Here is a 22,483-nt window from a genome sequence, read left to right as displayed (position 1 = left end):
GTGAAAAGACCATCGGCCGGCATGGTTAACCGGCGGTTAATTCCTGGCTCGTTTAGGCTCTTCAAGAGGGCTCCGGTGGGGAAGCGTTAACCATTTGTGTTTACGCAAAAGAAACGAAGAGCGACACGCGCAATACTGGGGCCATGATGGCTGACGAACGAACCGCGCGCCCGGTTTCCGGCGAAATCATGACCGATCCCGCGGCAGTTGCCGCGGTTGACCGGATCTTGCGCGCTCCGGCGGATGATATCATCGATGCGGATTATATTGTGTTGCCGCAGCCGGCCTCACCAGTCGAAAATGTTTCGCCGCTGCCGCGTGCGATTGTCACCCCGCCTATCGAAGGCATGGACATGCTGCGCAAGCCGGAAACGCCGGCGGAACGGCCGCCGGCCTCGCGCGGCGGTCCGATCTTCTGGATCGCCGGCATCGGTGCCGCCCTTGCTGCCTTCTGGGTCTCGGGCGGTCATGCGCTGGTGCGCCAGGCACCGCTCCTGCCCGGCGCGCAAGCGTCGGCGCTGACCATTTCAGGCGTGACGTCACGCGTCGACGCCTCCGGCGCCAATCCGGTGCTGTTCGTCGACGGCGAGGCCGCCAATGATGGGACGAGGCCGGCGACAATGCCGCCACTCGAAATCCGGGTGACGGGCAATGACGGGCGAACAACCCGCTATACGCTGGGGACATCTGGCCATTCGCTGGCATCGGGCGAAAGATTCGGCTTTGCCAGCCGGCTCGACGTGCCTAAGAACGGCGTAAGGACCGTTTTGGTCACCTTCGCCGAATAGCGTGTGTCGATATTCAGGTGAAGCCGGTCTGCAAACGGTGGTTCCCTGCGATTCCGGTGCTCACGTACTTAAGTACGCTCCGCTCCGGTTCTCGGAAACCACCGCTTTCGGCTCGGCCTGACCTGAATCCCATCACACGCTCGGTGTGAAGGCGTTGGGAAAAAACTGGAGAGGGCGAGAAATGCCAAACGTGCGCGGCAAGGACATCGAAGTCCTGTTTTCGGCATCGGCGATCGCGCGGCGCAATCTCGAACTCGCCAAGGAGATCGCCGGGCACGATTATCACGATCTCTTGGTGATTTCGGTGCTGAAAGGCTCGTTCATCTTCGCCGCCGACCTGATCCGCGCCATGCATGATGTCGGCCTGTCGCCGGAAGTCGAGTTCATCTTCATCTCCAGTTATGGCGCCGGCACAACCAGCGGCGAGGTGAGGGTGCTGCGCGACATCGACAACGAGGTCGCCGGCCGCGACGTGCTGTTGATCGACGACATTCTGGAATCAGGCAAGACGCTAAGCTTCACGCGCGACCTGATGCTGTCGCGTGGCGCGAAAAGCTGTTCCATCACCGTGCTGCTCGACAAGCGCATGCGCCGGCAGACCGCGCTCAACGCCGATTACGTCGGCTTCGACTGCCCCGATTATTTCGTCGTCGGCTATGGCATGGATGTGGCGCATGCCTTCCGTGAATTGCCGTTCGTGGGTGTGGTGAAAGGCGACGTGTAAGGCGAGTGCCTCGCACCGGTGAATCCTGAAAAAGGCCTTAACGGTGGCAAAAAAATGTGTGTGGACGAACGCCGGGGTTTTCAGGAAAAGTCAACGTTTCGCCACCAAATATGCCGGCCATGGCAAAGCTTTTGATCGTCGAGGACGATGAGTCCGTCCGCACCCTCGCAGCCCGCGCGCTCGAACGCGCCGGCCACTCAATCGATATCGCCGCCGATGGCGCGCAGGGGCTTTCGCTGATCCGCGCCGCAAAAGGCGGTTACGATCTCGTCGTCTCCGACATACGCATGCCCGAGATGGACGGCATCGAGATGGCGGTTGCGGCAGCCGCGCTTTTTCCCGCGATGAAGATCATGCTGATGACCGGCTATGCCGACCAGCGCGAGCGCGCCGAGGAATTGAACGGCATCATCCTCGATGTCGTGCAAAAGCCCTTCACGCTGGCCGAGATCCGTTCTCGCGTCGAACGCGCGCTCATCTGCTTCGCCTGATCAGGCTGGATCCCTGGCGACAAGCGCCGGTGCCGGGCTGGCGCGGCGCTCGGTGTTGAGCGCCAGCAGGCCGGCGCCGATGATAAGCGTCGTGCCGATCACCGTTGCTGACCTGGGCACCTCGGCGAAGAACAGGAAACCCCACAGCGGCGACCACAGGATGCCGGTGTATTCGAAGGTGGCGACGCGGTTGGCCGGCGCCAGCCGGTAGCCTTGCGAGAGCAGGATCATGCCGGCCGCGGCGACGAAACCGCAGGCGGCCATCTTGAGGAAATCCGGCAGCGTCGGCCAGATCCATGGTCGCACCAGGAATTCGAGGCTCGGGTGGACAGCGTGGGTTATGCCCGCAATGTGAAACGTGCCGGCGACGACGGCCGCGCCGACGAGATAGGCGCCGTTCTGGTAGAAGGCCATGACAGTGGACGATTCGGTATCGCCGATCTTGCGAGCCATCAGCTGCGAGAAGGCGTAGAGCACGGCCGAGCCCAGCGACAGCAAGGCCGCCCAGTCGAACAGCCCTGCGCCGGGCCGCAGCATCACCAGGACGCCAAACATGCCGATCAGCACGGTTGACAGGGTCTGCCAGGAAACGCGCTCGCCGAGATAGGGGCCGGCCATCGCCATGATGCAGAGCGGCGCCATGAAATAAAGCGCCACGGCGTCGGCCAGCGGCAGGGCGGCGATGGCCAGGTAATAGACCGTGTAGGAGGTGAACTGGATGAAGGCGCGTATCGTCAGCAGGCCGAACCGTTTCGACAGGATTGCCCGCAGCCCGACATCGACGTGAACCAGAACGATCAGGATCGGCAAGGCTATGATCGAGCGGATCGCCATCACCTCGGTCACCGGGTAGCCGCTCGACACGGCTTTGACGAGCGGATCCTGCAGCGAGAAGACCAGCACGCCCAGGCACAGGCTCAGGATGCCGCCCACCATCCTATTTTGCATCCGTTCAGGCTCCCGCGCATCCGATCCGGCGACCCTCACCAGATCAAAAAGAACCCGCCACCGTTTTCGGGTAGCGGGCACGAGTGAGGACTCTTGATTGGTCCGCGGCCGATTTCGCGACTGCATATCCAATGGGTGATGCGATTATCGTTCGGCGTTTGACATGTTGCAAACGAATTGGAATGATGCCAGCGATCAAATCCGCTTATGATGGATGCCATGCGGCCAACCCTCGACAGTGATCTCCTGCGTACCTTTGTCGCCATCGCCGAGGCTGGCAATTTCACGAGGGCCGCCGAGCAGGCCGGCCGCACGCAATCGGCCGTGTCGATGCAGATGAAGAAGCTCGAAGAGCTGGTCGGCGACAGCCTTTTCGAGCGAGGTTCACGCGGCGTCGCACTGACGCGGCGGGGCGGCGAACTCATCGTCAATGCCCGCCGTATCGTTTCGCTGCTCGACGAAACGGCGGCGTCGATGGCGGCGGCGCCGCTCGGTGGGCCGGTGCGCATCGGCATTCCGGAGGAATATGGCCATGCCATCCTGTCTCGCGCGCTCGGCGCATTTTCGAAGCGCCACACCAAGGTCGAGGTCACCGTGCGCTACGCGCATTCGGAGGCGCAGATCGCGGCGCTCGCCGCCGGCGAGCTGGATCTATGCGTGGTGTTCGAATGGCAGGACCCATCCGGCGGCGAAGTGCTGATGCACGATCCGACGGTCTGGGTGACGTCGAACCTGCATCACATGCATGAGGAGCGCCCGGTGCCGATCGCGCTCTACAACCGCGCCGGCTGGTGCAAGGACTTCGCCATCAAATCGCTGGAGCAGCGCGGCCTTGCCTATCGCGTCGCCTATACAAGCGATACCAATGGCGGCCTGAAGCTTGCCGTCACCTCAGGGTTGGCGATCGCGCCGATCTCACGCAGCAACATTCCGGCGGACTGCCGAGAGCTGACGTCCGCGGACGGGTTCGGCGACATCGATTCCTCCAATGTGGTGATGCATCGCAACCCGAATGCGTCAGGCGAAGCAATCGACGGCATGCAGGAGGCAATCCGCGAGGCGTTCGTCAACAGGTAGATCGGCTTCATGGAAATGAAGCTGGCCGCTCTCGCCGCTTCCTATTTCAGCTCCAGCAGCCGTTCCAGATAGCTGCGCTCGATGTCGGGGCTGAGCGCATTGCCGAGCCGCTTGCGGATCGCTTCCAGGATCTGGCGCGCGCGCTGCACGTCGATCTCGTCGGGCACTTTCACCGAATCGCCGAAATCGGGACCCTGGCTGGCGCGCGGCCGGCCGAGCGGGTCACGGTCGGCATCCTGCTGGCGGCCGCCTTCCTGGCTGCCGCCCTGGTCGCCCTGCATGGCCTGCATCTGTTTCATCATGTCCTTGGCGCCCTTGCGCAGCGCCTCGAGCGCCCGGCCCTGGTGGCCGACGGCCTCGTCGCCCTGGCCCTCGCCAAGCGCCTGCTCGGCGCTGCCCATGGACTTGCCGGCCTCGCCAAATCCTTCATTGGGCTCCATGCCCATGCCCTCCAGGCCTTTCTTCAGCTGCTCGAGATCGCTCTTCAGCTGGCCCTGGCCTTCCTGCAGCTGCTTCAGCGCATCGGCGAATTCCTGCGGCGTCATCGGCTTTGGCTCGCCATTCTCGCCGGGCTTGCCGTTTTCGCCCGATTGACCTTGCTCATCGTTCTGGCCAAGCTGCTCGTCGCGGTTGCGGCCGCGCTGGCGCTCGCCGCGCTGCATCTGATCCATGCGGAAGGTGTCGTTCATCATCTCCTGCTGGCGCCGCAGGATCTCGCCAAGCTTATCCATCTGCTGACGCATCTGGCTGTCCTGCTCGCCCCCCTGCTGCTGGCGACCGGCCTGGAGGTTGTTCATCATGTCTTGCAACTGAGACAGCAATTGCTGGGCCTTGTCGCGAGCGCCCGACTTCGCCAGATTTTCGATCTGGTCCATCATGCGGTCGATGTCGCTCTGGCGCAGCTCCTGGCCGTTCTGCTGCATCTGCGGCGCGTTCGGGTTCTGCTTGGCGCGTTCGGCGAATTCCTGCAGGAACTGGTTCATCGCCTCGCGAAGTTCCTTCATCGCCTTCTCGATCTCGGCATCGCTGGCGCCATTCTTGATGGCATCCTGCAGGGCCTGCTGGGCCTGGCGCAGCCGCTTTTCGGCGGCCGAGAGGTTGCCCTCCTCGATACCAAGCGCGATCTCCCAGAGGTAGGCAACCTCGCTGCGCAATTGATCGTCGTTCACCGCCAGCTTGAGCCGGCTCATCGCGCTCATGATGGCGAGGTAGTGGGACATGGTATCGAACGTGTCTTCGGGCCGCAGCGTGATGGCCTCCATCAGGTCGAGCACGCGCGGCTTGGCATTGGCGTCGAGCGCAAGCAGGCGGCGCTGTTCGATCAGCGCGCGTGCCAGCGGGTTGGCGAAGGGCCGTTCGGGCATCACGAGCGTCTTGGTTTCGCTTGAGGCGGTGTGGCCGGCGTCGTCGGTGGCGACCAGCGTCAGCTTGATGCTGCTGCCGGCCCAGACATGCTCGGTCAGGTCCTTCGTGGTCTTGGCGGCATTCGACTTGCCGCCGCGGCGCGGCAGTGTCAGCGGCATTTCGGGCGGACCGTAGAGCGGATGCGCACCCGGCGCCTGCGGGTCGGCCAGCGCGAAGGCCGCCTTGGCGGTGGCGGCGCCGTAGTCGTCGTCGATCTGATAGTTGAGCTCGAAGGCGCCGTTGGCGGCGCGCTTGGGCTCGCCGACGAAGCGGATCTGCGGCGGCTTGTCCGCGATCACGGCGAAAGCCCAGCGGCCAAGCTGATCCTCCCCCGATTTCAGCGTCATCGTCCCGTCGCCGGTCAGCTTGCTGGCGAACTGGCGCACCTTTGAGGCGGACGGCACCGCCGGGCTTGCTGCCGGTTTGGCGGCGGCTTGCGGGCTTGCGGGGTCGATGGCGCGCGCATTGCCGTCCTTGTCGGCATAGGCAAGCGTTTCCTCGCCCGAGCCTCCGGTAACGCGCAAGGAGACGTCGCTGCCCTCGGGGACATGAAAGGTCGGCGTCGCCTGGTTGGCGTCGGCCGTCAGGAAGATCGGAGGCTTGCCGGTATAGGCCGGCGGCGTCACCCATGCGTCGATGCGCGGCGGTACGGTGTCGAGCGTGCCATGTGCGCTGAACCCATCGCTCAGCCGGCCGCCGGTCGGCCCAAAGGAGAAGGCAAAGGCAGTGACCAGCAGGAGCGCCGCCACGGCGCGCAACCCCCACGGGTCGCGCTCCGGCACGCGCGTGCGCGGCAGATCGGCGCTGAGATTGTCGAGCTTTCCAGCCATTCGCTTCTGGTGCTCGCGCCAGAGCGCTTGCGAGAAACTGCTTTCCTGGCCGCTGGGCCGGTCGCTCTGCACTTGTACGGGGCTGTGCAGCAGTCTGTTGGCGGCTTCGATGCGGCGATCGATCTCGGCCGCGCCAGGGATGCGGAAAAAGCGCAGCGGATAAAGCGCCGCCAGACCTGCCAGGCAGAATATGGCGATAAGGCCGATCCGCACCACGTCGGGCAGCCGGGGGAAAATACCGAACCAGGACACGCTCAGGAACAGGCCGACGACGATAATGAGCGGAAGCAGCAGCGGCCAGCCACGCTCGATCGCCATCGAGATCCGCGTCGCCAGCCGGCTCAAGGCCAGGCGTCCGGCCAGGCCGCGATCGCTGCTGAAGATGGGTCGTTCGGTCATCGGCCCTTTCCTAGAGCCCTGTTCCGTCCAGAAGGACCGCAATGGGCTCAACCTCTTTGGGCATGATCTGTTCCGAAACTCGGATTCCACTTTTCGCGATCATGCGGCGAGGCGGGCGGGATAGCCCAAGCCTCACGACTCGAAGAATACCAGCAAACACGGCAAAGGCGAGGCAGTTTGAAAGAACGTGAAGCCTGCCGAAATGGTTGCAATCAGAAATTGGCGGGGTCTGCGTTGGCGCCACAGACCAGCACGGCGACCCGTTCGCCCGGTGTCGGCGCGTAACGGCCCGACAGGATCGCGGCGAAGGCGGCGGCACCACCCGGCTCCGAGATGATGCGCACGCGGTTCCAGAGCGCCTTCTGGGCGGCGATGATGTCGTCGTCGCTGACCAGGATGGAGCGTTCGACGAAGGCTTCGGCGATCGGGAACATCATCTCGCCGACGCGCTTCGGCGCCAGCGAATCGGCGGCGATGCCTTCCGCGGGCGCGTCAACCGGATGGCCGGCCTCGAAGGCGCGATGGAGGGTCGGCGCGCCCTCGGGCTCTACGGCGACGATGCGGATGCGGCCGGCATACCAGGCGGCGATCCCCCCGATCAGGCCGCCACCGCCGACGGCGACCAGCAGCGTGTCGATCTCAGGCAGATCGCTTTCGATTTCGAGCCCGAGCGTGCCCTGGCCGATCAGCGTCTCCTCCTGGTTGAAGGCGTGGATCCGCAAGGCGCCGGTTTCCCCCGCGAATCGTTCGCTGGCAGCCAGCGCCTCGGCATAGCGGGCGCCGCCGACAACGAGGTCGGCGCCATAGCCCCGGATGCGGTCCAGCTTGGCCTGCGGGCTCACTTCGGGAACGAAGATGGTCGCTCCGTGGCCAAGCCGCATGGCGGCGTAGGCGACGGCGGCGCCATGATTGCCGCCCGATGCGGCGACGACCCCGGCCTCGGGAACCGGGCGCTCCAACAGGTTGGTGAAAGCGCCGCGGGCTTTGAACGAGCCCGAATGCTGCAGGCATTCGAGCTTGAGGTCGACCGCCAAAGGCGGCAGGTCGAAGTCGGCCATGTCGACGCGCAGAACCGGTGTATGCCTGATATAGGGGCGGATGCGCGGTTCCATCGCGGCGATGCGTGCGCGTGTGACGACGTTGCCCTGCGACATCAAAATCTCCTTGGGATTGACAGCAATTAGTAACTTGGCAAAATGGCTAAATGCAAGAGGTTGATATCTTCAAGGCGATCGCCAACGAGCGCAGACTGCAGGTTCTCGACTGGCTCAAGGATCCACGTGCGCATTTCCGGGCACAGGCGGATGGCGATCTGGTCGAGGACGGCGTCTGCGCTCTGCTGATCGCCGAGAAGCTCGGCATCACTCAGGCGACGCTTTCCGAGCATATGCGCGTGCTCATCCAGGCCGGCCTGCTCAGAACCAAGCGCATCAAGCAATGGACCTTCTACCGCCGTGACGAGGACAGGATCGCCGACGCAAGGGCACTCATCCAGAACCGGTTATAGCGTCGCGGCAGGGCGGCTTACGCAAGCCAGTCCGGCACCGAATCCAGCCCGATCAGCTCGTCATAGGTCAGGCGCGGACGCACGACATGGAAACGGTCGCCGTCGACCAGCACCTCCGGCACCAGCAGGCGGGTGTTGTAGGTGCCGGCCTGGACCGCGCCATAGGCGCCGGCGGTGGAAACGGCGACGAGGTCGCCCGCTATCATCCGGGGCAGGTCCCGGTCGAGGCCGAGATAATCGCCGGTCTCGCAGACTTGGCCGACCACATCGACCATCATGCGCGGCGCGTCGGCCGGCGGCTGCACGACCGGCTTGATCTCATGGAAGGCATCGTAGAGCGTCGGCCGGATCAAGTCATTCATCGCCGCGTCGACGACGAGGAAATTCTTGGCGTCGCCTTCCTTCACGAAAATCACTTCCGACACCAGGATGCCGGCATTGCCAACGATCAGCCGGCCCGGCTCGAACATGACCTTCAGACCCAATTTGGTGACGTGCTTGCGGACGATCTGGGCATAGGCGTCGGGCAAGGGGGGCGGGTTGTTGTCGACGCGGTAGGGAATCCCGAGGCCGCCGCCGAGGTCGACATGCTCGATGGCGTGGCCGTCGCCGCGCAGCGCACCGACCAGGTCGACCAGCAGGGCGAAGGCGTCGTCGAAGGGCTGCAACTCGGTGATCTGGCTGCCGATATGGGTATCGATGCCGGTGATCCTGATGCCCGGAAGCGTTGCCGCGCGGGCGTAGACCTGGCGCGCCCGCTGCCAGGGAATGCCGAACTTGTTCTCGGCCTTGCCGGTTGAGATTTTCTTGTGGGTCTTGGCGTCGACATCGGGATTGATTCGCAGCGAGATCGGCGCCACCTTGCCGAGCGCCACGGCACGTGCCGACAACAGCTCGAGTTCCGGCTCGGATTCGACGTTGAAGCAGAGAATGCCGGCTTCGAGCGCAAAGTCCATTTCGCGCGCGGTCTTGCCGACGCCGGAGAACAGGATCTTGCCGGCCGGTACGCCGGCGGCCAGAGCCCGGCGCAATTCGCCTTCCGAGACCACGTCGGCACCGGCGCCGAGCTTGGCCAAGGTCCGCAGCACCGCCTGGTTGGAATTGGCCTTCATGGCGTAGCAGACCAGCGTATCGAGCCCGGCAAAGGCCTGGACGAAGACACGGTAGTGCCTGGTCAGGGTCGCCGTCGAATAGCAGTAGAACGGCGTGCCGACCTGTGCGGCGATATCAGGGATCGCCACGTCCTCGGCATGCAGCACGCCGTCGCGGTAGTCGAAATGGTTCACGAGAGTGGTTCCGGAAATTGAGGCACGATGCGATCGGGTTTGGAAAGACCAATCCCGCCTTCATCGAAGCTAGATCAGCGGGTCGAGAATGAACTTCTTGTCCACGACCGGTTTTTCCGGTTCCGGCGGCACGGGCTGGTGGGCCTTCTCGGCATCCTTGCGTGCCTGGACAGCCGCCTCGTAGGGCGTGTCGAGGCCCGCCTTGCGGCCGCAGGCGGTCACGAAGGCAAGCGCCGCAAGCAGCGTCAGCGTCACCAAAATCCTGCTTCCGGTCATCGATCCATCCGTCCGAAACTCTCTGTCCGCCGCTGCTTTTAGCCGAGTTCTGGTTGCATTGCACCCCGGATATTGCTGATCGCGATATCGGGGTTACGCTTTGGCGAGACGCTTTTTCCAATAGCGGATTTGCTTTCTCACTTCCGACGGTGCGGTGCCGCCGAAGCTGGTGCGGCTCTTGACCGAGCGCTGCACCGCCAGCACCGAGAATATGTCGGAAGTGATGCCCGGGTTGATCGATCGCAGATCCTCCAGCGATAGCTTTTCCAGACTAACCTTCTTGTCTTCGGCCAGCGCCACCGCGCGGCCGGTGACATGATGGGCCTCGCGGAACGGGATGCCCAAAGTGCGCACCAGCCAGTCGGCGAGATCGGTGGCGGTGGCATGGCCGGAGCCGGCGGCCTTCTTCATCGCGGCGGCATTGACCGTCATGTCCGCAACCATGCCGGTCATCGCGGCCAGCATCAGGTCGAGCGTCTCGGCCGCGTCGAACACCGATTCCTTGTCTTCCTGCATGTCCTTGCCGTAGGTCAAAGGCATGCCCTTCATCACCGTTAGCAGGCCGACCAGATGGCCGTTGACGCGGCCTGTCTTGCCGCGAACCAGTTCGGCGGCGTCGGGGTTCTTCTTCTGCGGCATGATCGAGGAGCCGGTGGAAAAACTATCCGACAGCCTGATGAAGCCGAATTGCGGCGTCGACCAGATGATGATCTCCTCGGCCAGCCGCGACAGATGGGTGGCGCAGATCGCCGCCATGGCAAGGAACTCCAGCGCGAAATCGCGGTCCGAGACGCTGTCCAGCGAATTGCGCATCGGCTCGCGGAAACCGAGCGCGCTCGCGGTCTGGTGGCGGTCGATCGGGAAGCTGGTGCCGGCAAGGGCGGCGGCACCGAGCGGGCTCTCGTCCATCCGTTCGATCGCGTCGCGCACGCGCGACAGGTCGCGCGAAAACATCTCGACATAGGCCATGCAATGATGGCCGAAAGTGACCGGCTGCGCCGCCTGCATGTGGGTGAAACCCGGCATGACGGTCGCCGCATGTTCCTCGGCTCGCGCCAGGAGGGCCATGATCAAGCCTTTCAACGCCTCGGCGACACGAAGGCATTCGTCCTTGACCCAGAGCCTCAGATCGACGGCCACCTGGTCGTTGCGCGAACGGGCGGTGTGCAGGCGGCCGGCCGCCGGACCGATCAGATCGGCAAGGCGGGCCTCGACATTCATGTGGATGTCTTCCAGCCGCGCCGAAAACTCGAAGCTGCCGGCTTCGATCTCTTTCAGGATCGTGTTCAGACCGTGAGCGATTTTTTCTTGATCGGCCGCCGAAATAATGCCCGTTTGCGCCAGCATCTCGCTATGGGCGATCGAGCCTCTTATGTCCTGCGCGTAGAGTTTGCGGTCGAACGAGATCGATGCGTTGATCGCTTCCATGATCGCGGCCGGACCCGAGGCAAATCGTCCGCCCCACATCTGGTTGCTGGTCTTCTTGTCGCTCATGGCTATAACCCGTGCTTCGGAGCAGTTTTGAGAAAATGGCAGACGGAAACAGATTTTTCCCGGCCCCGCGCCTGATCCTCGCCGCCCTGGTGGCGGGAGCGCTGGCCGGCGCGGTCGCGGTATATGTCAGCGAGAGCCGGTCTGGCAACAACGCCGCGCCCCAAGCAGCCGCCGGCGACAGCAAGGACGATGTCGCCTGCGCCGCCAAGAGCGATCGCGCCAAGAAGGTCGCGGCCGCGGCCACCGGCGAGGTCGCGGCACTTTTGCCGGCCGATCCGCCGCAGTCAATGAGGAGCCTCGCCTTCAACGGTCCGGACGGCAAGCCGATGACGATCGCCGATCATGCCGGCAAGACGGTGCTGCTCAATCTCTGGGCCACGTGGTGCGCGCCCTGCCGTGCCGAAATGCCGGCGCTCGATGCGCTGCAGAAGGAGAAAGGCAGCGCCGCCTTTCAGGTCGTCGCCGTCAACGTCGATGCCGGCGACGACGTGAAACCGAAGAAGTTTCTCGCCGATACCGGTGTGCACACGCTCGGCTACTACCGCGATTCGACGATGACGCTGTTCAACGAGCTCAAGACGCGCGGTCTGGCGCTCGGCCTGCCCGTCACCATGCTGATCGACGGCGAAGGCTGCCTGATCGCCCACATGAACGGTCCGGCCGAATGGGCCGGGCCCGATGCAAAGCGGCTGGTCGAGACGGCGCTCGGGTCGTGAGCCGGAGCAACTCCAGGAAAAGTGTGTAACGGTTTTCCGTCCGGAATTGCGTAAAAACAAGGAGCTCTAGGCCGAGCGTACGCTCGGTTTGAGCAATACGAGGCTGCCATCCTGGCGGTTGGCGCCTCGCGCCCGAACACGCTTGCCGTGGCCGGTCAGGTCCCCGAAAGCCTCGATCGGCGCCGGCTTGCCGAGATAATAGCCCTGGCCGATCTCACAGGCCTCGGCGTCGAGGAACTTCAACTCGCCGAGCGTCTCGACGCCCTCCGCCAGCACCGGCAGGCCCAGGCCGCGCCCCAGCCCGAGCACGGCGCGCACGATCGCCGCAACTTGGCCGTTGGTGTCGACGGACTTGATGAAGGAACCGTCGATCTTGATCTTGTCGAAAGGGAAGGCGCGAAGGTTGGAGAGGGAGGAATAGCCGGTTCCGAAATCATCCATGGCCACGCGCACGCCAAGCGCCTTGACCTGTCGCAAACTCGCCAGCGCGCGCGGCATGTCCTTCACCAGCGCCGTCTCGGTGATTTCGAGTTCCAGCCTGGCCGCCGCGAGACCGGACTTGAGCAAGGTCTCGTGCACCTTTCGACTGAAGTTCGGATTATGCAACTGCACCGCGGAGACGTTGACGGCCACCGTCAGTGGATTTTCCCAACGGGCGGCCTCCTGGCACGCTGCCGTCAGCACCCAATCTCCGATCTGACCGATGGCGCCGCTGTCCTCCGCCAGGGGAATGAATATGGACGGGGGAACATCGCCGCGTTCGGGATGCCGCCAACGGATCAAGGCTTCGAAGCCGACCATCCTGCCGCTGCTGATCTCTTTCTGTGGCTGGTAGACGAGATAGAATTCGTCGCGCGCGACTGCCTGGCGCAGTTCGTGCTCCATGACGCGCTTGTCGCGAGCCTCGGCGCCCATCGACGCCTCGAAATAGCGATAAGTGTCCCTGCCTTCGGTCTTGGCGCGATAGAGCGCGGTATCCGCATGACTGATGAGGCTGGCTTGGTCTTCCGCGTCCAGCGGATAGAGCGCGATGCCGATGCTCCCCGATACCAGCCCGCCACCCGCCGAGAGCCGGTTCTCCTCGCGCATCGCGGCGAGCACCGCGTCCGCTATCCGGCTCGCCGCCTGCGGGTCGGGCAGGTTGGGGGCGATGATGGCGAATTCGTCGCCTCCAAGGCGCGCCAGCATCTGTCCGTGGCGAAGAACGCCGGAGACGCAATTCGCCACCTTCTGAAGCATCGCGTCGCCGGCGCCATGCCCATAAAGATCGTTCACTTCCTTGAACCGATCGAGGTCGAGCAGCAGAAGCGCAAGATGTCCGCCCCTCGCGCCCTTGCCGGGTTTTGCGTCTCGGCTCGTGGTCGCGATTTCGGTATCAAGCCGGCTGGAAAAGCTACGGCGGTTGGCGAGCCCCGTCAGCGGATCGAAATGAGCGAGGCGAAGGATTTCCTGCTCCGCCTTCTTGCGTTCGCGAATGTCGCGGACAGCCACGACATTGTGGGGCTTGCCGCAATAGTCGATGCTTCTGGCGATCAGTTCGACAGGGATTCTCATCCCGTCGCGATTGCTCAGTTCCGCCTCCCACGGCTGTCCCTGGAAGTTGATCAGGTCGGATGCGGTGCGCTCATCAAAGAGGTCGCCAAGTTCCCTTCCGTTCAGTGTCGTTGCGACCATGCCGGTCAGCCTGGCCATGCTGTCGTTGACACTGACGATGCGATTGCCGTCGCAAACGATCAGGCCTTCCACTGCGGCGTTGGCCAAGCCGTGCATGCGGTCGACCTCAAGCTTTTGGCGACGGAAGCGCAGGTCGATCCACAGCGCGGAGGCCGAAAGCACCAGGATCACCAGAGTGGCCGCAGCGGCGGCGAAGGCCTGCGAGGTCGGTGCGACGGTGTGTTCGGATATGGCTATCGAGGAATCCGGGAAGATCGAGACGGCAGCCATGGCTATGAAGTGCAGGCCGCAGATTGCCAGCGTCAGCAAGACCGCACCGGCAAGTGTCGCAGGCATTGACGAGCCACGCAGGACGACCCGCAAAGCCAGCGCCGCGAGCGTCACGCCGACCAGCAAGGAGACGGCGACGAGGAGCAGGTTCCATTCGATCCGGCCCTCGACCTCGAATGCCGCCATGCCGATGTAGTGCATGGCCGCGATACCGCCGCCCAGAACGGCACCGCCGACCAGATGATAATCAAGCTCGTCGCGCAAGGTGGCGACCCACATGCCAACCGCCGTCACCGCCACCGCACCAGCGAGCGAGAGTACTGAAAGTCCGGGATCATAGGCGTTGGGTATTCCCGGCGTGAAGGCAAGCATGGCGATGAAGTGCGTGGCCCAAATGCCGAAGCCGGTCGAGGTGGAGGCGATCGTCAGCCAGGCAAGCCGATTTCGATCCGTCGAGCGGCCTATGTGATGAAGAAGATTGACGGCTGAAAAACAGGAAATTCCACAAATCAGCGCTGCCAGAGCAACCAGCCTCAGATCGTGCTGGTTCACGATGCAATTATAGATCGTCAGCATCTTATTCCCCCTAGCCCGCAGGAAATAAAGAAAGAATATGACTGATTAATGCTTGGCTGTTGAAGGATCGATAAAGCCGCCTGCAACCATAGCGTGCCTTTGCGGCGCAAGCTGACCGCAAGAGCACAGACCAGGTCAGCCGTATCGATTGAAGGCAACGGCTATTTCAGGCGGCGTCGGCGAGGCATTGAAGGTGGTGGCCTGGAACGTCGAGCGGCTTCGTCATGTCGATGCCATTGCACGAACGCTTCACCAGCATTTCATCATCCCTTTGCCGGATAACAATGACGGTCTTTACGTCTTTGGCAGGCGCCCTAGCTACCTAGGGCGCCGGTGTGACGTTTTCATGCCGCTGTCGCCGCCGAAGGGGAGAAAAGACCAGCTGTGTACAGGCCCGCAAGGGCCACAACAGACTGTCACATACCTTCTCTAAGAGAGCGGGCAAGGACTTGCGCAAGACCCTTGTCAACAGTCATTCAAGAGGGAAGAAATCATGACGATCATCGAGCGGGGCTTTGCTGCCCTTGTCGCAGGCGTGCTGAGCACCGCGCTGGCGATGCCTGCCTTCGCGGAACCGGCAAAATTCGATTTCTGGTTCGGCCTTTCGGGCGATCTCGCACGTGTCGTGGACACGCTGTGCAAGAATTTCAACGCCTCGCAGAAGGACTATGAAGTCGTCTGCACCAGCCAGGGCAATTACGACGCCACCTTGCAGAACACCATTGCCGCCTTCCGCGCCGGCAAGCAGCCCGCCGTCGTTCAGGTCTATGACGTCGGCACCGCCACCATGATGCTGTCGGGTGCCTACAAGCCCGCCGACAAGCTCATGGAAGAAAACGGCTACAAGATCGACTACGCCGATTATTTCCCCGGCATCGCCCGCTATTACGCCACGTCGAAAGGCGAGATGCTGTCCTTCCCGTTCAATTCGTCGACCCCGCTGATGTACTGGAACAAGGACGCCTTCGCCAAGATCGGCAAGAGCGATGCGCCGAAGACCTGGGAAGACGTCGGCGCCGACCTCAAGGCGTTGAAGGACGCCGGCTATGAATGCCCGATGGCGATCAACATCTCGGCCAATGAAAGCTGGCAGCTCATGGAGCAATTCTCGGCGCTGCACAACCAACCGATCGCCACCAAGAACAATGGCTATGACGGCCTCGACGCCCGTCTCGAAGTCAACAAGACCAAGTTCGTGCAGTACGTCACCGACCTCAAGAAATGGTATGACGCCGGCCTGATCAAGATCAAGTCGAAGGATCTCGGCCAGGATATGGTCCAGGCCTTTGCCACCGGTACCTGCCAGGTCATCCTGACCTCGGTCGGCGATCACGGCACGGTTGGCCGTACGCAGAAGGAAGGCATGAACTGGGACGTTGCCGAACTGCCCGTCTATGCCGGCACGGAGCGCAAGAACTCGCTCGTCGGCGGCGCATCGCTGTGGGTTCTCTCCGGCAAGTCGGATGCTGAATACAAGGGCGCGGCCGCGTTCCTCAACTTCATCCACGATCCGAAGACCGCCCTGTTCTGGTCGACCAACACCGGTTACATCCCGGTGACCAAGGCGGGCTTCGACTACATGAAGGGCCAGGGCTTTTACGACAAGGCGCCTTACAAGGGGCGCGAAGTCGCGATCGCCAGCCTGACCGCCTCCGAGCCGACCGAAATCACCCGCGGCATCCGCCTGGGCAATTTCACCCAGATCCGCGCCGAGTTCGGCACCCAGATGCAGGCGATCTTCGCCAACAAGGTCAGCGTGCAGGAAGGCCTCGACACGCTGGTCAAGAACGGCGACGCCATCCTCGACCGCTTCCAGCAGACCTATCCGGGAAAAACCCTGCCCTGATCCAGGGAAATTCCGGGCCGCCGGCCGACCCGTTTGAGCATGATCCCGAAAACCGTCTCCACTTTCGGGACCATGCTTGGGTAGGTCGACGGGCGGCTATTTCGTTATTAATCTTTCGCTTGCTTTAAGCTGACCACCCTGCGGCAACGGCGGACCGATGGAAAAACGCGTCACTTTCGGCAGTTGGACAGTCGGCATTCTTTTCGCGGTGCCGCAACTTGTCCTGATCTTCACCTTCTTCTACTGGCCTGCCGGCCAGGCCGTATACTGGTCGCTGACGCTGCAGCAGCCCTGGGGCGGCGGCAACATCTGGGTCGGTCTCGACAATTTCCGCTCGATCCTAGCCAACGCCGATTACTGGAACTCGATCACTACCAGTCTTGTCTTTGCTGGCATCAGCACCGGGCTTGCGATGTTCATCGCGCTCGTGCTCGCCGCGCTCACCGACCGCCAGCTAGCCGGCTCGCGTCTCTATCGCGTGGTGCTGATCTGGCCCTACGGTATCGCCGCACCCGCGCTGGCGATGGCGTTCCGCTTCATCCTGGCGCCCGAAGCCGGCTTCATGGCCGTCGTCAACCAGGTCTGGCCCGGCTTCTGGGATCCCGGCCTCGACGGCGCAGACGCCATGGCTTCGATTATCGTCGCCTTCTCCTGGAAATATGTCGGCTATAACTTCATTTTCTTCCTTGCCGCGTTCCAGGCCATCCCGCGTTCCCTGATCGAAGCCGCCGCGATGGACGGCTCTGGTGTCATGAGGCGCTTCTGGGATATCCAGTTTCCGCTGATCACGCCGACCATCTTCTTCCTGCTTGTCATCAACATCACGGAAAGCTTCCAGGATTCCTTCGGCATCGTCGATATCATGACGTCCGGTGGGCCGGCGAATGCCACCAATCTGATGGTCTACAAGATCTATTCCGACGGCTTCAAAGGCCTCGATTACTCCGGTGCCGCCGCGCAGAGCATCATCCTGATGTTGCTGATCATCGTGCTGACCATTTTCCAGTTCCGCTTCATCGAGCGGCGCGTCCACTACAGGTGAGACTGATATGGTCGAGCGCACCCCGTTCCTCAACTTCTTCACCCATGTGATTCTGTTTGCCGGCTTTGTACTTTGCATCGCGCCGTTCGTGGTTGTGGCCGTGGCCGCGTCGCACAACCTCAAGGATGTCAACGACGTGCCGATGTCGCTGCTGCCGGGCAGCGATTTCTGGACAAACATCAAGACGGCGTGGACGACGGCCGACCTTGGTCCCAAGCTGCTCAACAGTTTCATCATGGCTGCCGGCGTAGCGGCCGGCAAAGTAATCATCTCGGCGCTGACCGCCTTCTCGATCGTCTATTTCCGCTATCCCGGCCGCACCTTCATCTTTTGGCTGATCTTCGTCACGTTGATGCTGCCGCTGGAAGTGCGCATCGTGCCGACCTATGCGGTGGTCGCCAATGTGCTGTCGCCCTACCAGACCATCCTCGACATTACCGGGCTGAGCTGGCTGATCGAGAAGATCTCGGGCGTGCAGGTTTCGCTCAGCCTAGGCCTGCTCAATTCCTATACCGGGCTGATCCTGCCGCTGATCGCCACTGCCACCGGCACCTTCCTCTACCGGCAGTTCTTCCTGACCGTACCGGACGAACTGACCGAGGCGGCGCGCATGGACGGTGCCGGCGCGCTGCGCTTCTTCATCGATATCTTGCTGCCGTTGTCGCGCAACAACATGGCCGCGCTCGGCACCATCATGTTCCTGTGGGCGTGGAACCAGTATCTGTGGCCGCTGCTCATCACCACCGACCAGTCGCACGCGACCGCCGTCACCGAGCTCAAGCAACTTATCCCCAATGTCGGCGGCATTCCGGAATGGAACATCGCCATGGCCGGAACGCTTATCGTCATGCTGCCGCCGCTGATCGTGGTGGTGCTCATGCAGCGCTGGTTCGTGCGCGGCCTGATCGCCACCGAGAAGTAACAAGGAGACAAAAGATGGCCTCCATCGCAATACGCGGCGTCAAGAAGAACTATGCCAAGACGCAGGTCGTGCACGGCGTCGATCTCGACTTCGCCTCGGGCGAATTCGTCGTCATCCTCGGGCCGTCCGGCTGCGGCAAGTCCACGCTGCTCAGGATGATCGCGGGGCTGGAAGAGATTTCCGACGGCACGATCGCCATCGACGGCATGGTGGTCAACAAGCTCGAGCCGCGCGAGCGCGGCTGCGCCATGGTGTTCCAGAATTACGCGCTTTATCCGCATATGAGCGTGGCCCAGAACATCGGCTATTCGCTGAAAGTCGCCGGCGTTCCCTCGGCCGAACGCAACCAGCGCATCCAGGCGGTGGCCCGCACGCTCGAACTCGAGCAACTGCTCGACCGCAAGCCGATGGCGCTTTCGGGTGGCCAGAGGCAACGCGTCGCTATGGGCCGCGCCATGATCCGCGAGCCGAAGGTGTTCCTGTTCGACGAGCCGCTGTCCAATCTCGACGCCAAGCTGCGCGTGCAGATGCGCTCGGAGATCCGCAAGCTGCATCGCCGGCTGAATGCCACCTCCGTCTTCGTCACCCACGACCAGGTCGAGGCCATGACCTTGGCCGACCGACTGGTGGTGATGAATGGGGGACGGGTCGAACAGGTCGGCACGCCAGGTGAAATCTACACCCGCCCAGCCAGCCGCTTCGTCGCCACCTTCGTCGGCGCGCCGGCCATGAACATCCTCGGAGGCACCGTCGAACTCGACGGATTGTCGCTGCTCGGCGGCAGCCGGCGCCTGGCGATGGCTCGCGCTGGCCTGCCGGTCGGCACGAAAGTGGCGATGGGCATCCGGCCGGAAGCGGTCCGGCTGGTGGCACCAGGCACGGCCGGCGCGCTCGATGCCACGGTCGACCTGGTGGAGGAATTGGGCGCGGGGCGGGTGATCTATGTCGACCTCGACGGCGCGCCGTTCTCGGTGATGACCTCGGAGGCCGTTCACCCCGAGCCCGGCAGCACTGTCGGCCTGAAGATCTCGCCGGACGACATGCACTTCTTCTCGTCGGAGACAGGCACCCGTCTCGATGTCTTCAAGGCTTCGGTGCCAGAGCCAGCGCTTTGATTTCCAGCACGCGCACAGCCAAAGAGACGTACATGAAAGTCATCCAGGTCACCGACGTGCATCTCGGTCGGCAAGGTGAGCGCCGCTTTGGGGCCGACCTGCACCAGCGGCGGGATCATTGCATTGCGCACATCAATGCACATCACGCCGACGCCGCGCTTTGCGTCTTTTACCGGCGACCTGACAGAGACCGGTGCGCCACAGAGCTATGCCGATCCGCGCGCTGCCCTGACCATGCTATCGGTGCCGTAGAGGCTGCTGCCGGGTAACCATGACCGGCGCGTCGGGCTCAAGCGAAGACGTGCGCCTTGCCCGATACGGTCAGCCGCACGATCTCGCCGACCGCCGGCGCGTCCATGCCGGATTTGCGCAGGATCAGCGGCGTGCCGCCGATGGCCGCAGCGTCGGGCGGATCGGAATTGTTCAGGAGCCGCACGGCGATCGTGCATGTCGAGCCGGCGAATTCCGATTCCGTCACCTCGCCGAACGGCATGTCCGACGTGCCCGACATGCCCTCGCGCGAGGTGCGTTTCAGGCCGATCTGCTCCGGCCGCAGCATGATGCGGGCGACATCGCGGCTGTCCGGCGCGTCGACGGCGATGCGACCCAGCGGCGAACTGGCGAAGCCGCCTGAAATGCTCGCCGGAAGGATGATGGCATCGCCGAGGAACTCGGCGATCATCCTGTCCTTCGGCTTGAGATAGAGCTCGCGCGGCGTGCCGATCTGGGAAAATTTCCCATCGCGCATTACCGCCACCTGGCTGGCGAAGGAGAGTGCCTCGGCCTGATCGTGCGTCACCAGGATGGTGGTGATGCCGGCCGCCTCCAGAAGTTCGGCCACCGCCTTGCGCATCGAGGCGCGCAGGCCGGTGTCGAGTGCCGAGAACGGCTCGTCGAGCAGCATCAGCCGCGGCTTCATAGCCATGGCGCGGGCCAGCGCCACTCGCTGCTGCTGGCCGCCGGAGAGCTCGTGCGGGCGGCGTTTGAGGATCGCCTTGTCGAGTCCCACGATGTAGGCAAGTTCGACGATGCGTTCGGCGCGCCTGTCGTCGTCCCGTGCCATGCCGAAGCCGATATTGTCAGAGATGGTCAGGTGCGGGAACAGGGCGCCGTCCTGCGCCACCACGCCAATACCGCGGCGATGCGCCGGGACAGCGGCGCCGCCATTGGCCAGCACCTGCCCGTCGAGCACGATGCTGCCCTGATCAGGCGCCTCGAAGCCGGCGATCAGCCGCAGCAAGGTCGTCTTGCCGCAGCCGGAAGGTCCCACGATCGCCGTGCGGCTGCCGCTGGCGACGTTCAGGTTGACACCGGCCAGTGCGGCGACCGCGCCGTAGTGCTTGTGCAGATTGCCGAGTTCGAGAAAGCTCATCGTCCGGCCATCCGCTTCGACTGGACGTAGAGCAGCCAGGTCAGGGGCAGCGACATCGCCACCATGATGAAGGCGTAAGGAGCCGCCGAGGCGTAATCGATCTCGCTGCTGTAGGACCAGAACGCCATGGCCAGTGTGCGGGTGCCGTTCGGCGCCAGCATCTGGGTCGCGGTCAGTTCGTTCATGATGCCGAGCGCCACCAGCGCCATGCCGGCCGCCGCACCGGGCGCCGACAGGCGGATTGTCGTCGACCACAGCGCATTGAGCGGCCGACGGCCGAGGCTGGACGCAGCCCGTTCGAGCTCGACCGGCGCTTGCGCAATCGATGCACGCAGGCTGACCAGCGAGCGCGGCAGGAACATCAGTGCATAGGCGACCAGGATGGTGAACAGGGTCTGGTAGAGCGGCAGTGCGATGCGCACCGTGATGGTGACTAGTGCAAGCGCGATGACGACGCCCGGCAGCGAACCGACGATATAATTGCATCCCTCGAGCAGGCGCTGCAACGGACCTGGCGCGCGGATAGAGATCCAGGCCATCGGCATGGCCGCCACAGTGGCAAGCAGCGCCCCGGCGAACGACAGGAACAGCGTCTGACCGAGTGCAAGGCCGATCTCGTCGAAGCGCCAAACCTCGGCGCCGCCGGCGGCGAGCCAGCGCCCGATGGTCACGAACGGAACGCCAAGCGCCAGCAATGTGGTGACGGCGAGCAGCAGTAAGCTGGGCAGAGTGGCGCGGCCTAGGCTCATTCGTTGCTGGTATCGCGCGGCACCCGAGCCGACACGGGCATAACGCTCCTCGCCGCGGACCAGCACTTCGAGGCCGAGCAGCACGAAGCAGCAGGTCACCAGCACGCCGGCCAGCATGCTGGCGGCCGGGCCGTTGAAGGTCGACTGGAACTGATCGACAATCGCGGTCGTGAAGGTGTCGAAGCGGATGAAGACATAGAGGCCATATTCGGCCAGCAGATGCAGCCCGACCAGCAGCGAGCCGCCGCATATTGCGAGCCTGAGCTGCGGCAGCACGACGCGCCAGAACACGCGCCAGGGTCCATGGCCAAGTGCCGCGGCCGCGTCCTCGAGAGCGGGATCGAGACGGCGCAGGGCCGCCGACACCGGCAAATAGAGGAAAGGGAAATAGGCGATGACGGAAACCAGCACGCCAGCCCACAGGCCGTGCAGCCCGGGCACCAGGGAGATCCAGGCATAGGAGTGCACGAAAGCGGGGATGGCGAGCGGCGCCACGCAGAGCCAGGACCAGAGCCGGCCACCGGGCAGGTTGCTGCGTTCCGTCAGCCAGGCCAGCGTCACCGACAAGGTGATGGCGATCGGCACCGCCAGCAGCACCAGCAGGCCGGTGTTGACCAGCAGTTCGCCGACACGCGGCCGAAAGACCAGTGCCGAGACCGTCTCCCAGCCGGTCTGCACCGCGATCCAGAAGATGAAAGCGAGCGGCAGCAGCGCCAGCAGGGAGACAAATATGGCGGCGGCGACAAGCCAGGGCGCCGCCCGCCGCTGCGCCCGTCCACGCATCTTGGGCGGCAGGCCGGGACGCGCGAGATCGACCGCGGACTGCATCCGTTCAGGCGCCATACCGTTGCGACGCGGCAGCGGCAATCATGGGACCACGGTAGCGGTCAGGAACGAAGCGTGTCGTCATGGACGAATGCATCTCGAAACAAAACGCTCCCGCGAAAGGTGAATTCCCGCGGGAGCACGATCTGACG

The 22,483-nt window shown here is 63.5% G+C and carries 20 protein-coding genes; 11 read left to right on the top strand and 9 right to left on the bottom strand.

Annotated elements, in window-relative coordinates; genetic code table 11:
• Nucleotides 1-143 precede the first annotated feature (143 nt).
• The 3 genes from ACVWWD_RS04360 to ACVWWD_RS04350 all read left to right on the top strand — a co-directional run bounded on the left by ACVWWD_RS04360 (nt 144) and on the right by ACVWWD_RS04350 (nt 2,003).
• The gene (locus ACVWWD_RS04360) at nt 144-788 is read left to right on the top strand and encodes a hypothetical protein (protein WP_352548680.1); all 645 of its coding nucleotides are present in this window, start codon (nt 144-146) and stop codon (nt 786-788) included.
• Nucleotides 789-969: 181 nt separating this feature from the next.
• Entirely contained in the window at nt 970-1,512 is a 543-nt protein-coding gene (gene hpt, locus ACVWWD_RS04355; RefSeq protein WP_023770790.1) for a hypoxanthine phosphoribosyltransferase, read from the top strand.
• A 119-nt stretch (nt 1,513-1,631) separates the two neighbouring features.
• Entirely contained in the window at nt 1,632-2,003 is a 372-nt protein-coding gene (locus tag ACVWWD_RS04350; RefSeq protein WP_023770789.1) for a response regulator, read from the top strand.
• Here the strand turns inward: ACVWWD_RS04350 and ACVWWD_RS04345 are convergent, their stop codons facing one another.
• Entirely contained in the window at nt 2,004-2,951 is a 948-nt protein-coding gene (locus tag ACVWWD_RS04345) for a DMT family transporter (RefSeq protein ID WP_457102925.1), read from the bottom strand. It lies immediately after the preceding gene.
• 219 nt (nt 2,952-3,170) lie between these two features.
• Between ACVWWD_RS04345 and ACVWWD_RS04340 the strand changes: the two genes are divergently transcribed.
• Nucleotides 3,171-4,028, top strand: a complete 858-nt coding sequence (locus ACVWWD_RS04340) for a LysR family transcriptional regulator (RefSeq protein WP_015315538.1) — start codon at nt 3,171-3,173, stop codon at nt 4,026-4,028.
• A 41-nt stretch (nt 4,029-4,069) separates the two neighbouring features.
• On the opposite strand, the gene ACVWWD_RS04335 is transcribed toward ACVWWD_RS04340, so the two are convergent.
• Together ACVWWD_RS04335 and ACVWWD_RS04330 are read right to left on the bottom strand one after the other, a co-directional pair.
• Nucleotides 4,070-6,661: a TIGR02302 family protein gene (locus ACVWWD_RS04335; RefSeq protein WP_352548686.1), complete on the bottom strand. Its 2,592-nt coding sequence runs from the start codon at nt 6,659-6,661 to the stop codon at nt 4,070-4,072.
• 212 nt (nt 6,662-6,873) lie between these two features.
• A complete protein-coding gene (locus ACVWWD_RS04330; protein ID WP_023770785.1) occupies nt 6,874-7,815 on the bottom strand; it encodes a threonine/serine dehydratase in 942 nt (313 codons plus the stop codon).
• A 50-nt stretch (nt 7,816-7,865) separates the two neighbouring features.
• Between ACVWWD_RS04330 and ACVWWD_RS04325 the strand changes: the two genes are divergently transcribed.
• Nucleotides 7,866-8,168, top strand: a complete 303-nt coding sequence (locus tag ACVWWD_RS04325; RefSeq protein ID WP_023770784.1) for an ArsR/SmtB family transcription factor — start codon at nt 7,866-7,868, stop codon at nt 8,166-8,168.
• 17 nt (nt 8,169-8,185) lie between these two features.
• Here ACVWWD_RS04325 and lysA read toward each other — a convergent pair whose 3' ends face one another.
• The 3 genes from lysA to argH form a co-directional block, all read right to left on the bottom strand.
• On the bottom strand, nt 8,186-9,454 hold the full coding sequence (lysA, locus tag ACVWWD_RS04320) for a diaminopimelate decarboxylase (RefSeq protein WP_352548689.1): 1,269 nt from the start codon (nt 9,452-9,454) through the stop codon (nt 8,186-8,188).
• A gap of 69 nt (nt 9,455-9,523) precedes the next feature.
• Entirely contained in the window at nt 9,524-9,730 is a 207-nt protein-coding gene (locus ACVWWD_RS04315; RefSeq protein ID WP_023770782.1) for a lipoprotein, read from the bottom strand.
• 93 nt (nt 9,731-9,823) lie between these two features.
• Complete coding sequence (gene argH / locus ACVWWD_RS04310) at nt 9,824-11,224, bottom strand: argininosuccinate lyase (protein WP_352548692.1); 1,401 nt, start codon at nt 11,222-11,224, stop codon at nt 9,824-9,826.
• 35 nt (nt 11,225-11,259) lie between these two features.
• On the opposite strand from argH, the gene tlpA reads away from it, so the two are divergent.
• Entirely contained in the window at nt 11,260-11,940 is a 681-nt protein-coding gene (tlpA, locus tag ACVWWD_RS04305; RefSeq protein ID WP_352548694.1) for a thiol:disulfide interchange protein TlpA, read from the top strand.
• 66 nt (nt 11,941-12,006) lie between these two features.
• Here the strand turns inward: tlpA and ACVWWD_RS04300 are convergent, their stop codons facing one another.
• Nucleotides 12,007-14,460, bottom strand: coding sequence for an EAL domain-containing protein (locus tag ACVWWD_RS04300; RefSeq protein ID WP_352548696.1), 2,454 nt, complete (start codon nt 14,458-14,460; stop codon nt 12,007-12,009).
• Nucleotides 14,461-14,953: 493 nt separating this feature from the next.
• Here ACVWWD_RS04300 and ACVWWD_RS04295 point away from each other — a divergent pair, with 493 nt between their 5' ends.
• From ACVWWD_RS04295 to ACVWWD_RS04275, 5 genes are all read left to right on the top strand, one after another.
• Entirely contained in the window at nt 14,954-16,306 is a 1,353-nt protein-coding gene (locus ACVWWD_RS04295; protein WP_457102924.1) for an extracellular solute-binding protein, read from the top strand.
• Nucleotides 16,307-16,463: 157 nt separating this feature from the next.
• Nucleotides 16,464-17,348: a carbohydrate ABC transporter permease gene (locus ACVWWD_RS04290; protein ID WP_352548700.1), complete on the top strand. Its 885-nt coding sequence runs from the start codon at nt 16,464-16,466 to the stop codon at nt 17,346-17,348.
• Nucleotides 17,349-17,355: 7 nt separating this feature from the next.
• Nucleotides 17,356-18,270 (top strand): ABC transporter permease subunit, encoded by a 915-nt coding sequence (locus ACVWWD_RS04285; RefSeq protein ID WP_023770776.1) that lies wholly within the window; start codon nt 17,356-17,358, stop codon nt 18,268-18,270.
• Between the two features lie 14 nt (nt 18,271-18,284).
• Nucleotides 18,285-19,385: a sn-glycerol-3-phosphate import ATP-binding protein UgpC gene (locus ACVWWD_RS04280; RefSeq protein WP_352548702.1), complete on the top strand. Its 1,101-nt coding sequence runs from the start codon at nt 18,285-18,287 to the stop codon at nt 19,383-19,385.
• A gap of 123 nt (nt 19,386-19,508) precedes the next feature.
• Complete coding sequence (locus ACVWWD_RS04275) at nt 19,509-19,637, top strand: hypothetical protein (RefSeq protein WP_457102923.1); 129 nt, start codon at nt 19,509-19,511, stop codon at nt 19,635-19,637.
• A 37-nt stretch (nt 19,638-19,674) separates the two neighbouring features.
• Here ACVWWD_RS04275 and ACVWWD_RS04270 read toward each other — a convergent pair whose 3' ends face one another.
• Both ACVWWD_RS04270 and ACVWWD_RS04265 read right to left on the bottom strand, forming a co-directional pair.
• Nucleotides 19,675-20,757, bottom strand: coding sequence for an ABC transporter ATP-binding protein (locus ACVWWD_RS04270; protein WP_023770774.1), 1,083 nt, complete (start codon nt 20,755-20,757; stop codon nt 19,675-19,677).
• Nucleotides 20,754-22,334: an ABC transporter permease gene (locus tag ACVWWD_RS04265; RefSeq protein ID WP_352548707.1), complete on the bottom strand. Its 1,581-nt coding sequence runs from the start codon at nt 22,332-22,334 to the stop codon at nt 20,754-20,756. The genes ACVWWD_RS04270 and ACVWWD_RS04265 overlap by 4 nt, the downstream gene beginning before the upstream one ends.
• Nucleotides 22,335-22,483: the final 149 nt, after the last annotated feature.

The sequence above is a fragment of the Mesorhizobium sp. URHB0026 genome (genome assembly GCF_054059755.1).
This window is presented reverse-complemented; position numbering and strand designations above follow the sequence as displayed.